This is a genomic window from Rhodococcus maanshanensis NBRC 100610 (genome assembly GCF_001894865.1).
Taxonomy (GTDB): Bacteria; Actinomycetota; Actinomycetes; order Mycobacteriales; family Mycobacteriaceae; genus Rhodococcus_G; species Rhodococcus_G maanshanensis.
This window is the reverse complement of record NZ_BCXA01000041.1, coordinates 1-14313: the sequence shown is the minus strand read 5'-3', so window position 1 is coordinate 14313 and position 14313 is coordinate 1. Positions and strand designations below refer to the sequence as shown.

General features: G+C 64.9%; 2 protein-coding genes and 1 pseudogene. 2 read left to right on the top strand and 1 reads right to left on the bottom strand.

The window, feature by feature from the left end; translation table 11 throughout:
• Positions 1 to 334: 334 nt before the first annotated feature.
• Both RM1_RS19350 and RM1_RS19345 read left to right on the top strand, forming a co-directional pair.
• A pseudogene (locus RM1_RS19350) lies at positions 335 to 6514 on the top strand (SDR family NAD(P)-dependent oxidoreductase); the annotation flags it as partial.
• Between the two features lie 100 nt (positions 6515 to 6614).
• Positions 6615 to 8177, top strand: coding sequence for a flavin-containing monooxygenase (locus tag RM1_RS19345; RefSeq protein WP_072753349.1), 1563 nt, complete (start codon positions 6615 to 6617; stop codon positions 8175 to 8177).
• 98 nt (positions 8178 to 8275) lie between these two features.
• On the opposite strand, the gene RM1_RS19340 is transcribed toward RM1_RS19345, so the two are convergent.
• The coding region (locus RM1_RS19340) for a type I polyketide synthase (RefSeq protein ID WP_072753348.1) at positions 8276 to 14313 on the bottom strand (6038 nt) is incomplete at its 5' end.

The window sequence follows — 14313 nt, the reverse complement described above, 5'->3', positions numbered from 1 at the left end:
GCGTTCTTGCGTGATGCTGATGCGGACTCTGTGAGTCAGTCCAATGGGGGTGGGGCAGGTGACCTGGCAGCGCTCAATGCCGAGCAATGGCAATCAATTTTCCGCAGACGTCGGTGGCGCCTGGAAGCGTGCCCAGATGACGGCACGGCCGGCAGACCGATGCTGTTGAGCTCGAGCCGATCTCGCTGATGCTCAGTTGTGTCAGATGACATTTCGGCGGCCATGATCGCCGATCTCGAGCGGATTCATCACCTAGTCGAATTCGGCCCGATCGGCATACCTCCAGTCTACGACAGATGATGAAGTCGCCTCTTTGTTGAACAACGAGTTCGGTATGCCTGAGTCTTTTCTGGATTGGGTTTTTGTTCCTTGGAATAGAGGTTCCGAAATGGTCGATCAGCAGAAGCTGCAACATCTCCTACGACGTGTCACAGCCGAGCTTCAGGAAAGCAGGGCCAAGCTGCGGGAGCTGACGCAGCAGGCCTCGGAGCCGGTAGCGATCGTGGGCATGGGGTGCCGTTTCCCCGGAGGTGTCGAGTCGCCGGATGATCTGTGGCGTCTGGTTGCCGAGGGTCGTGATGTGGTGTCGGAGTGGCCATCTGATCGTGGGTGGGATCAGACGGGCTTGTTTTCCCCGGAGCCGGGTGTCGCGGGCAAGTCGTATGTGCGGGAGGGCGGGTTCGTCTACGAGGCGGCCGATTTCGATCCGGAGTTCTTCGGGATCAGTCCGCGAGAGGCGATTGCGATGGATCCTCAGCAGCGGTTGCTGTTGGAGACCGCATGGGAGGCGTTGGAGCGGGCGGGCATCAAGCCGGATTCGTTGCGTGGCAGCGACACTGGCGTGTTCGTTGGTGTCATCGGGCAGACTTATGGCGGGATAGTCGGAGTCGGGGCCGATCACGGGGTGGAGGGGTATCGATTGACCGGCTCTTCGCCCAGTGTGGTGTCGGGCCGGGTGTCGTACGTGTTGGGGTTGGAGGGCCCTGCAGTTTCGGTGGACACGGCGTGTTCGTCGGGTCTGGTGGCGTTGCATCAGGCGGTGGCGGCGTTGCGGTCGGCAGAGTGTTCGCTGGCGCTGGCCGGTGGCGTGACGGTGATGACTACCCCGGGAGCATTTGTGGAGTTTTCCCGGCAGCGGGGGCTCGCTGTCGATGGTCGGTGTAAGCCATTCGCCGACGCGGCCGACGGGACCGCGTTCGGCGAGGGCTCGGGTGTGCTGGTGCTGGAGCGGTTGTCCGACGCCCGACGCAACGGGCATCAGGTATTGGCGGTGGTGCGGGGCAGCGCGGTCAATCAGGATGGTGCGTCGAATGGTTTGACCGCGCCGAACGGGCCCTCGCAGCAGCGGGTGATTCGGCGTGCGTTGGCCAATGCCGGGGTGTCAGCCGCCGAGGTCGATGTGGTGGAGGCGCACGGTACCGGGACCACGCTGGGTGATCCGATCGAGGCGCAGGCATTGCTGGCCACCTACGGGCAGGACCGGTCGGACGGTCGGCCGGTGTGGTTGGGTTCGGTCAAATCCAACATCGGGCACACCCAGGCGGCTGCCGGTGTGGCCGGTGTGATCAAGATGGTGCAGGCCCTGCGCCATGGGGTGCTGCCCAAGACTTTGCACGTGGACGCGCCGTCCACACATGTGGATTGGACTGCGGGACACGCTGAGTTGCTGAGTCAGGCACGGGACTGGCCGGAGGCCGATCGTCCGCGTCGTGCTGCCGTGTCGGCGTTCGGTATCAGCGGCACCAATGCCCACGTCATCCTCGAACAGGCGCCGGAATCGGTGACCGACCCCGAGACCGGCGCCGGTGCCGGTGCTGGCGGGGACGGGCCGGTGGTGTGGGTGGTGTCGGGTCGGACGCCGGAGGCATTGGCGGGGCAGGTGCGGCATCTGCGGGATTTCGTGGCCGGTGACCCGTTGATGAACGTGCAGGATGTGGCGCGGTCGTTGGTGTCTCAGCGGTCGCGGTTCGACCACCGTGCGGTGGTGGTAGGTGCGAATCGTGACGAGTTGCTTGCCGGGCTGACCGCGCTGTCGGAGCAGACACCGAGGCCTGGCGTGGTCACCGGCGCGGCTGGAGTGCCGCGCAAAACTGTGCTGGTATTCCCTGGTCAGGGATCTCAATGGCTGGGCATGGGAAGACAGCTACTGGACTGTTCGCCGGTGTTCGCTCGGAAGATGGCCGAGTGTGATGCCGCGTTCTCGCCGCTGGTGGATTGGTCGTTGTTCGACGTACTCGCGGGTGCCGAAGGAGCACCGCCGCTGGAGCGCGTCGACGTGGTTCAACCGGTGCTGTTCGCGGTGATGGTGTCGCTGGCCGAGCTGTGGCACTCGGTTGGTGTTGTTCCGGACGCGGTAGTGGGTCATTCCCAAGGCGAGATCGCCGCGGCATGTGTGGCCGGGGCCTTGTCCCTCGAGGATGCCGCTCGGATAGTGGTCCTGCGGTCGGCCGCCTTGACTGCTTTGACCGAGCGGGGCGGGATGGTGTCGGTGCCCTTGCCTGTCGATCAGGTCACCACGCTGCTGGCCGGATACGACGAATTGTCGATCGCCGCGGTGAACGGCCCGCAGGCAACGGTGGTGTCCGGTGTGGCGGTGCAGCTCGAGGATTTCCTGGAAGCCTGTGCACGCCAGGACATTCAAGCACGCCGAATCCCGGTGGACTACGGCTCCCATTCGCCGCAGGTCGACGTGCTCCGCGAACCGCTGCTGAAGGTGCTGGCCGAACTTGCGCCCAGATCGTCACATGTGGCGTTCTGGTCCAGCGTGACCGGTGGTGTGTTGGACGGCACCGAGTTGGATGCGGACTACTGGTTCCGGAATCTGCGGGAACCAGTGTGTTTCCAACAAGCAGCTCAGGCCCTGATGGAGGACGGGTACAACGTCTTCGTCGAGGTCAGTCCGCATCCGCTGCTCACGGTTGGTATCGAGCAAATCTGTGACCTTCAGGTGGGTGCCGATCCCGTGATCGTGGTGGGTTCGCTGCGACGTGACGAAGGGTGCATGGACGCTTTCCTACTGTCGGCGGCGCAGTTGGAGGTGTCGGGTGTCGGGGTGGATTGGACGGCGTTGCTCGGACCTGCTCGTGGGGGTGGGGTGTCTTTGCCGACGTATGCGTTTCAGCGGCGCAGGTATTGGTTGAATGGCGGCTCGAGTGGTGGGGATGCGTCGTCGCTGGGGCTCTCGGCGGCTGGTCATCCGTTGCTGGGGGCGGTGGTGGCGTCCCCGGGCGGGGACGGTGTCGTACTGACCGGCCGAGTCGGCCTGGCGACCCATCCGTGGCTGGCCGATCGTGCCGTGGGCGGGTTTGTGCTGTTACCCGGGACCACTTTCGTGGAGCTGGTGTTGCGTGCGGCAGCGGAAGTGGGGTGTGCGCTGGTGCAGGAGCTGACCCTGCTCACGCCGCTTGTGCTGCCCGACGAGGTCGGGATGCAGTTGCAGGTAGTGGTGGACGGTGCCGACGAGCTCGGCTGCCGGTCGGTGTCGGTGTATTCCCGCGCCGAGGCCGCCGACGTGTGGGTTCTGCACGCACAGGGCGTGTTGTGTATCGAGGGTGCGCCGGAACTGGATGCGGGGTTGGCAGTGTGGCCGCCCGATGGTGCGGTCGCCGTGCCTGTGGATGGTCTGTATGACCGGCTGGCTGTTGCCGGTGACGAGTGTGGACCGGCGTTCCAGGGGTTGCGATCGGTATGGCGGTGTGGCGCGGAACTGTTCGTGGAGGTCGAGCTGCCCGAGTCGATGACCGATGTGTCGCGGTTCGGGGTGCATCCGGCCTTGCTGGAGTCGATGCTGCACGGACAGCTCGTCGATGTCGATCCCAATCCCGGGCGAGTGAAGTTGCCACTCCGCTGGCAGGGGGTGACCTTGCACGCGACCGGAGCGTCGCGGCTGCGGGCGCGTATCACCCCAGTACCTGGCGATATCGATGCAGTATCGATCCAGGTCGCCGATGCGGTCGGCCGGATGGTGCTCACGACGCGGTCCTTGACTGTGCAGGAGGTGTTTTCCGCACAGCTGGACGCCTTCTCGGTGCAGAACGGGTTGCATGGAGTGCAGTGGACGCCAGTAGCGGCTCAGGTCATCTCGCCTGTCGATGCCGAAACCTTCACCCGCGGCGAGGTTTTCGGTAGCTGGGTGCAGAACCAGGACGTGACCGTACCTGCGGTGGTCGTATTCGATCGTGGCGCGGTCGTTGCCGGTGAAGATCAGGATGTGCCGAGCCGTGTCCGCGATTCGACCCATGAGATGTTGCGGGTGTTGCAGGCCTGGCTGGGTGGGTTGCGGTGTGCGGCGAGCACCCTGGTTGTGGTCACTCGTGGTGCGGTCGGCCAGGCTGGGCACGATGTCACTGATTTGGCAGGGTCGGCGGTCTGGGGTCTGGTGCGTTCGGCTCAGTCGGAGGCTCCGGGCCGAATCGTGCTGGTCGACACCGACGCTGACGCGCTGACCGCCGACGGGCTGGCTGCGGTGATCGTTTCGGGCGAGCCCCAGGTTGTGATCCGTGCCGGTGTCGTGCATGCAGCCCGATTGACCCGGCTACCTGTTCCGGCCGCGCCGGGTTCGGGCGCGGGTGGCGTGGTGTCGGCTGGGACGGTGTTGGTAACCGGCGGTACGGGTGGTTTGGGTGCGGCGTTGGCGCGGCATCTGGTGACAAACCATGGGGTGCGGTCGCTGGTGTTGGCGAGTCGTCGTGGTGCGGCTGCGCCGGGAGCGTCGCAGTTGGTGACGGAGTTGGGCACGTTGGGTTCCCGGGTGCGGATGGTGGCCTGTGATGTCGCGACCCGCGATGGGGTGGCCGAGTTGTTGGCGGCGGTGCCTGAGCAGTTCCCGTTGACGGGTGTGGTGCACGCGGCCGGCGTGCTCGATGACGGTGTGATCGCGTCACTGACACCGGACCGGATGGACGCAGTGCTGGCAGCGAAGGCTGATGCCGCCTGGTATCTGCACGAGGCCACGAGCCGCATGGATTTGGGGATGTTCGCGCTCTACTCGTCGGCGGCGGGTGTGTTGGGCAATGCAGGGCAGGGCAACTACGCCGCCGCGAATGTGTTCCTGGATGGATTGGCCGAGCATCGGCGTGCGAGTGGGCTGGCCGCGACTTCGATCGCGTGGGGGTTTTGGGCTTCCAATACCGGGATGACCGGGCATCTCGCTGATACCGACACTGCTCGGTTGGGTCGTGTTGGGCTGTCACCCATCTCGACTGAGCAAGGTCTGGCAATGTTCGACACTGCGATCGTTGCTGACCGTGCGGCAGTGGTTGCGGCACCGCTGGATCATGTAGCGCTGGATGCGCAGGTCAGGGCTGGGACATTGACCCCGCTGATGCGGGGACTGGTGTCGAGTGCACGACGTCGTTCGGCGCTGGAGCTGTCGCGGGAGCAGGGAGCGGTTCTGCGAGAGCGGGTTTCAGTGCTGGCGGATGCCGAGCGGCTGCCCATGCTGCTGGGCGTGGTGCGAGACCAGATGGCGGTTGTGCTCGGCCATGATGGTCCCGACGCAATCGATCCGGCTCGCAACTTCCGGGAGTTGGGTTTTGATTCGCTGGCCGCGGTCGAGGCCCGTAACCGACTCAATACGATCACGGGACTGCGACTGCCCGCGACCGTGATCTTCGACCATCCCACACCGGCCACCCTCTCCCAACACGTTCTGGACGAACTACTCGGATCCCATGGGGAGACCGTGGCAGCGCCGATGCGGCCGTCGGATGCGGCTCGCGAATCCACCGATCTTCCGACGGCAGAAACCGCCGGTCCCGAAGAGACTCTGGTCGGTGTCATCCGGCAGGCGATCGCAGACAATAAGTTCACACAGGGTTTGGCGTTCTTGCGAGCAGCAGCGAAACTCCGTCCGCGGTTCGACCACTTCTCCGGGGGAGTGCCGACCGGTATCGGAATCAGTGGCGGGGATGCCCTGCCACACTTGGTATTCGTTGATCCCCCGGAATTCCTCGGCGGATCCATTCAGTACATGCAGCTTGCCGCCCATCTGGGCGGTCACCGCCGTGTCTCGGCTATCCCGCTGTCGGGGTACGACCCGGACGAGCCGCTCCCCGCATCGCTCGATGCCGCCATCGACAGCATTGTCACGACGGTCCTCGATGCGGTGGGTCAGGACGATTTCGTCCTGGGCGGTTACTCGACAGGGGGAAATATCGCCCACGCGGCGGCGGCTCGGCTATTGGAACAGGGAAATACCCGGCTGCAGGGCCTGGTCATCCTCGACGGCTTTATCGCCCGCGAGGCGAATGAATGCCAACTGAACGGCCGCGGGAACCACATGCTCGAGATGGATGCGACGAGCCCCGACCTCGCCGGCCTGACCACCGCACGATTGACCGCCTTCGGTTGGTGGTTCGACCTGGCGATGCAGATCGAACACAAGCCTCTTGAATGTACGACGCTTGCCGTCAAGTTCACGCGATCGTCGCCGCTGCATCAGAGCCTCAATGGGTGGCCGATAGAAGAGTGGTCGACCGCGCAGACGGTCCAGACCGTGGATGCGGATCACGATGCTCTGTCCGGCGCCGAGGTCCAAGTAGCGGCGCAGCTGATCGACCAATGGCTCACGCAGCTGAGCACTGGCATCCGACCTATTCAGTGAGGGAGACTTAATGAGCACTACGACATCGCAACCAGATCACGAGATCGTGGTGATCGGTGCGGGTCCCGGTGGCATCGCGGCGGGTGCGCTGCTCAAACGCGCGGGGATCGAAGAGTTCACCATCCTGGAACGGGCGGGCGAGGTCGGCGGCAGTTGGCGCGAAAACACCTACCCGGGGATCAGTGTGGACGTACCCGCGTTCGCTTACCAGTACTCGTTCGCCCGCAAGGCCGATTGGCCAACGCTGTTTCCGACAGGTGCCGAGGTTCAGGCGTATCACCAGGACGTCGCTCGCCGCTACGGTCTCTATCGGCATCTACGGTTCCACACCGAGGTCGTCCGCGAAGTCTGGGACGAGACACACCGTCGATGGGCGTTGCACACCGCGGACAACGAGATCATTACGGCCAGGTTCGTGATCAGCGCGGTCGGTGCCTTTCTGCGCCCCAAAGTCGACAGTGGCATAAAGGGTCTCGATGACTTCGCCGGTGTGGTGCAGAGCCCGGCCACCTGGGACCATGCACTCGACATGGCGGGTAAGCGCGTGGCTGTGGTCGGTACCGGCGCGAGTTCCGTGCAGATCACGCCCGCGATCGCACCTGAGGTAGATCACCTTGATGTCTTCCAGCGGACACCTGTGTGGTGCGTACCCAAACCCAACTACCCGGTCCCGCGCTGGTTCCAGGCCGCCTTGCGGGTGCCAGGCGTGGCAGCGGCCCAGTCCGGGATGATATTGCTCGGGTTGGAACCCATCGCCAGACTGGCTACATATCTGCCCTTGACAGTTGCGAAGCCGCTGATGGCCGCATTCGATGCCGTCGCCAAGCGGATTTACCGAGCGTATCTCCGACGGACCGTTGATGACCCCGCAACGGCCGCCGCACTGACACCCGGCTACGGACCCATGGCGAAGCGACTCACCCTGTCGACCGGATATCCGGCGGTGTTCAATCGCGACAATGTTCGCCTGGTCACCGATGACATCGATCAGTTCATTGAACAGGGCATCCGGACCAGCGATGGCACCGAGCATCAGTATGACGTCATCGTGCTGGCAACCGGCTACGAGATGCACACCGAACCGGAAAGTTACGCCGAAGGCACCGTTGTCGGGCGGGACGGATTCGATCTCGGTCAGTTCTTCGGCGCCAATGGAGTACAGGCCTATGAGGGTGTGGCCATAGCCGGCCTCCCGAACCGCTGGATGCTGGTCGGACCGTACTCGCTGTCCGATATCGGATGGCACGGGATGGTGGAAACGACTGCATCACACGCTATTCGAGCGATAGCGGAGGCGCGGCGCCGCCGGGCGTCGACGGTCGAGGTGAGCGAACAGGCGCACGCCGCTTACCATGCCGAGGTCAGCAAGCGTGGTCAGGTCCTTCGGCACTACATCGAGTCGCAGGGTGTTCCAACCTATTACCGCAACTCGCACGGTGACACGCCATATTTCCGTCCTGCCGGCGCCCTCGAAACGCGTTGGCGTGGTCGACATTTCCCGTTCGCCGACTATGACTTCGACGCAGAGCATCAGGTTCCGGGTCGTCGTGTAGACGCACCCGGCCTCCCGTAATCAGCTTCTTCAGGCGTGGTGAGCAGTCGTCGGCGGGGTCTGCACCGGGATTGTGCAGGAGGGCTGCAGCACGCCTTCCGGTGCGGACCAGTCGCCGGCTACGAGATGCCGAATTCGTCCTCCAACAGGTCCAATAGTGTTTGGTCGCTCATGGCCATGACGTCCTCCGACGGGGATGCATCCCGGTCTTCGTTCGCGCGACTGGCGATTCGCGTCAAATTCAACAACTTCGAGTAGAACTCGTTGGTCATCGTCTTGCCGTCGACCATATCCAGTACTTCCTTTTCCAGGCGCGACAAAGAGTCGGAGATGCCGGTGTCGGAGATACCGGTGTCGGTGAGCTGGGTAAGGAGGTACGCGGTCACTGCGTTCGGTGTCGGATAGTCGAAGACCAGCGTCGCGGGCAACCGCAACCCGGTGACGGAGTTCAACCGGTTGCGTGTCTCGACCGCGGTCAACGAATCGAAACCCAGATCCCGGAAACTACGGCCGGCCTCGATGGCCGCACCGCTGTCGTGGCCCAACACGGCCGCGACCTGACCGCGAACAGTGTCCAGCACCAACGCATCTCGCTCGGCAGCGGTCAGTCCCACCAACCGCTGCCGCAGACCCACCACAACTCCCGCGACGCGGCGGCCCTCCGGCAGCAAGCCCTCCAGCAACGGAGCCAGAGTGCCCGCACGCGCACCGGCAGCCAACGAAGCCGTGTCCACGCGGGCAGCGACCACACCCGCACGGTGCTGCGCCACAGCGGCGTCGAACAACGCCAAACCCTGCTCGTCCGACATCGCCACCACACCACCCCGACCCAGACGTGTGGTGTCGGCCCCGCCGAGGTGTCCGGTCATCTCGGTGCCCGCAGCCCACAAACCCCACGCGATCGACACCGCCGTCCGATCCTCGCCACGACGACACTCGGCCAACCCGTCGAGGAACGCATTCGCGGCCGCATAGTTGCCCTGCCCAGCAGTGCCCAACACACCCGCGACCGAGGAATACAACACGAACAACGCCAGATCCAACTCACGGGTCAACTCATGCAGATGCCACGCCGCATCCGCCTTGGCCGCCAGCACCGCATCCACCCGATCCGGGCTCAACGACACCACGACACCGTCGTCGAGCACACCCGCGGTATGGACCAGGCCGGTCAACGGCGCGTCCTGAGGTACCGCGGCCAACAACTCCACGACCTCACCGCGATCGGACACATCACACGCCACGATCCGCACCCGGGCACCCAACCCGGTCAATTCCGTGACCAAGTCCTCTGCCCCCGACGCCGCCGGGCCACGGCGACTGGCCAACACCAACGACCGCACCCCGTAATCGGTCACCAGATGCCGCGCCAGCATCGACCCCAACCCACCGGTACCACCGGTGATCAACACAGTGCCCGCCGACACCGCCGACACCACACCCGAATCCACACCGGCCTCCCCCGCCGGGATGGACAAGGCGATCTTTCCGATATGACGCGCCTGACTGAAATATCGGAACGCATCGCGCGCACGCCGAATGTCGTAGGTCTTGACGGGCAACGGAACGATCACTTCCCTGTCGAACATCGCCTTGAGATCGACCAGCATCTCTGCGATCCGATCCGGCCCGGCATCCCACAGGTCGAACGCACGATAGTGGACTCCCGGATAGCGAGCGGCGATCTCTCCGCCATCGCGTATGTCGGTTTTGCCCATCTCCAAGAAACGGCCACCGCGCGGCAACAGCCGCAAGGACGTATCGACGAATTCCCCGGCCAGCGAGTCCAAAACGATGTCCACACCACGACCGCCCGTGGCCGTCATGAACTGTTCCCCGAAATGAAGAGACCGGGAATCACCGATGTGCTGCTCATCGAACCCCATGGAAGCCAAGGTGTCCCACTTACCCTGGCTCGCGGTCCCGTACACCTCGATTCCCCAGTATCGGGCCAGCTGTGTAGCCGCCATACCCACCCCGCCGGCAGCCGCGTGCACCAGCAAAGTCTCTCCCTGCCGGGCCCCAGCCAAATCCCGGAGGCCGTAATAGGCGGTGAGGAAAACAATCGAAACCGTGGCCGCATCGGTGAACGACCACCCCTCGGGCATGTGGACGATCAGTCTCTGATCCGTCACCACGAAAGGACCAAGACCATCTTCGATCAGCCCCATCACCCGGTCTCCGAGGACAAAGCCCTCCACCCCCGGGCCGACCTCGACGACCACCCCGGCAATTTCCATGCCCATCGCGGTGTTCCCCACGTCCACCGCACCCAGACAGATGAGAACGTCTCTGAAGTTCAGGCCACCGGCCCGCACCGCAACACGGACCTGACCCTGCCCCAATGGTTGATCCGCAGCACGGCACGAGTTCAGTCCGAGCCCGTCGACAGTGTCGTCACCGGCCTCCAGCCGCCACGACACCGACTCCGGCACAACCAGACCCAGCGAATCGGTCAGCCGGGTCAGTCGGGCCAGGTGCAGCACCCCGCCGCGGACCATCACCTGGGGTTCACCGCAGGCCAACACCTCGGCCAGAGTCGCCGCCGACATGTCGACGGAGTGATCGGTGTCCAGGAGCACGACCCTGCCCGGGTCCTCCGACTGCGCCGAACGCACCAAGCCCCACACCGCGGCACCGGCCAGATCAGCGATCTGCTCACCCGCACGTGCCACCGCCCCGCAGGTCAACACCACCAACACACTCGCAGCGAACCGCGACTCACCCAGCCAGGCCTGCAACCCGACCAGTACCTCACCGGTCGCCCGATGCACCCGCCGCGTCACATCCTCAGCAGTGTCGTCGGTCTCGCGCCTGTCCAACACCACAACGGGCGGCACCGACGCAGTATCGTCGCGCGACCACGCCAAGAATCCCTCGACCGTGGTGAACACCCGAGACTCCGGCACCGAACTCGGGATCGGAGTCGGCGCTGGTGTCCACTGCACCGCGCACAACCGCTCACGCGTGCTCGCGGCGCCCAATTGTCCCGGCGAGACCGGCCGCAAGGTCAACGACCCAGCCGTCAACACCGGACGCCCGGCCGTGTCGGCAACCTCGATCGCCACCGCGCCGGGACCGGAATCGGTCGGCCAGATCCGGGCCCGCACCACCGACGCGCCGACCGCATGCAGCGACACCTCCGACCACGCAAACGGCAACATCACCTCGCCACCGGCCTCGGTATCCATCACCTTGGCATGCAGCACCGAATCCAACAGCGCCGGATGCAGCCCGAACCCCGACGCATCACTCACCGAATCCGGCAACGAGGCCTCGATGAACAACTCCTCACCACGACGCCACAGCGACCGCAGCCCCTGGAAAGTCGGACCATAGTCATAGCCGAGGTCCGCCAACACCGGATACAGATCGTCCACCGCCACCGCTACCGCACCACGCGGCGGCCACACCGCCAACTCCGCCGACATCGCACCGGCGGCACCCGAATTCGTGACATCGACACCCTGCCGATCGAGCACCCCCTCGGCATGAGTGACCCACCCCGCCTGCGGGTCCCCGGCATCACGGGAATACACCATCACCCGCCGCGCACCCTGCCCATCGTGCCCATCGACCACGACCTGCAGTTGCACCGCGTTCTCGGCGGTCAACACCAACGGGGTCATCAATGTCAGGTCCCGCAACACCGGGCATCCGACTTCCTCCGCGGCCCGCATCGCCAACTCCACGAACCCGGTACCGGGGAACAACACCACCCCACGGACCGCGTGATCGACCAGCCACGGCTGCGAGGCCAACGACAACCGACCCGTCAACGTCACCGCACCCGTGTCCGCGGACACCATCACCGCACCCAACAGCGGATGCTCGGCCCCAGCCAACCCCAACGACGCCGCGTCACCGGTTCCGGTCGAGGTCAACCAATAGCGGTGACGCTGGAACGCATACGTGGGCAACTCGACCCGACGACCACGATCCTGACGCACCGCATCCCACACCACATCCACACCCGACACATCCAACCGTGCCATCGAACGCGTGAACGCCACCGCGCAATCCTCGCCACGCAGCAGCGAACCCACGATCACCGGGTCATGGTTGTTCGGGGGAACGCTGCTGTCGGGATCGACTGCCGCACAGATCTGTTCGATGTCGACGGTCAGCAGGGGGTGTGGGCTCGCCTCGACGAACACGCTGTATCCGTCGCTGTGCAATGCCTGCACGGCCTGCTCGAAACGCACCGTTTCCCGCAGATTGCGGAACCAGTACCGGGCATCCAATTCAGTCAGGTCCAGAATCGTGCCGGTGACGGTGGAATAGAACACCACACCCGACGAACCTCTCGAACCGGTGGAACCTTGCGAACACGGCTGGATTTCGGTGAGTGCGTCGTGCAGGTGATCGCGGAGCTGTTCGATCTGGGGAGAATGCGAGGCATAATCCACCGCGATCCGGCGTGCGCGAACATCGAGTCGCTCACACTCGGTCAAGAACGACTCCGTCTGCCCGATGTCACCGGACACCACTGTCGATCCCGGGCCGTTGACCACAGCCACAGCCAACCGGTCGAACCTCTCGAGCAGTCGATCGACCTGCTCGACCGAGAGCCCGACCGACACCATCGCGCCCTGACCGGCCAACGCCGTCAACGCCGCCGAGCGCAGGATCACGATCCGGGCGGCATCCTCGAGCGACAACGCACCTGCCACATAGGCTGCGGCGATCTCTCCCTGGGAATGACCCACCACGGCATCGGGTTCCACACCGACCGAACGCCACAGCTGCGCCAGCGACACCATCACCGCGAACAACACCGGCTGCACAACCTCGACACGCTCGAGCGAGGGCGCACCTTCGCCACCGTCGAGCACCTCGAGAAGCGACCAGTCCACCAACGTGGAGAACACACGATCACACTCGGTCATGGTCTCTGCGAACACCGGCGAGGAAACCAACAACTCCCGCCCCATCCCCAGCCACTGCGCACCCTGACCCGGGAACACCAGCACCGTCTTACCGTGTCTACCGGCAACCCCCGACACCACTACACCAGCATCGGAGGCAGCGGCGGGTAGCCCCCGTGCCACCGCGTCGAGCCCGCCCAGCAACTGCGCCCGATCCCCGCCCACGATCACCGCACGATGCTCGAACCGCGAACGTCCCGACAACGTCGCGGCCACATCCACCGCATCCACATCCGGACGCTGCCCCAGATAGGTCGACAACCGAGCCGCCTGTCCCGCCAACCCATCCCGGGTCCGCGCCGACACCACCCACGCCACCGGCACCGGCACATCCATCGGTGTCTGTGGTTGCGGTGCCGGCTCGCTCGCCGGTGCTTGTTCGAGGATGACGTGGGCATTGGTGCCGCTGATACCGAAGGCCGATACCGCGGCCCGTCGCGGACGATCGGCCTCCGGCCAGTCCCGTGCCTGACTCAGCAGCTCAGCGTGTCCCGCGGTCCAATCCACGTGCGAGGATGGCGCGTCCACGTGCAGGGTTTTGGGCAGCACCCCATGGCGCAGGGCCTGCACCATCTTGATCACCCCGGCCAACCCCGCCGCCGCCTGAGTGTGCCCGATATTGGATTTGATCGAACCCAACCACACCGGTTCCAAATCACGATCACGCTGACCATAAGTCGCCAACAACGCCTGCGCCTCGATCGGATCACCCAACCTGGTGCCGGTACCGTGCGCCTCCACCACATCGACCTCGGCCGCGGACACCCCCGCATCGGCCAACGCCCGCCGAATCACCCGCTGCTGCGAGGGCCCGTTCGGCGCGGTCAAACCATTCGACGCACCATCCTGATTGACCGCGCTACCCCGCACCACCGCCAACACCCGATGTCCGTTGCGTTGCGCATCGGACAACCGCTCCAACACCAACACACCCGAGCCCTCACCCCACGCCGTCCCGTCAGCTGCCTCCGCGAACGGCTTACACCGACCATCCGGCGCCAACCCCCGCTGCCGCGAGAACTCGACGAACATTCCCGCCGTCGCCATCACCGTCACACCACCCGCCAGCGCCAGCGAGCACTCCCCCGACCGCAACGCCGCCACCGCCTGATGCAACGCCACCAGACCCGCCGAACACGCCGTGTCCACCGAAACCGCAGGGCCTTCCAACCCCAACACGTACGACACCCGGCCCGACACCACACTCGCTGTCACACCGGTGAACCCGC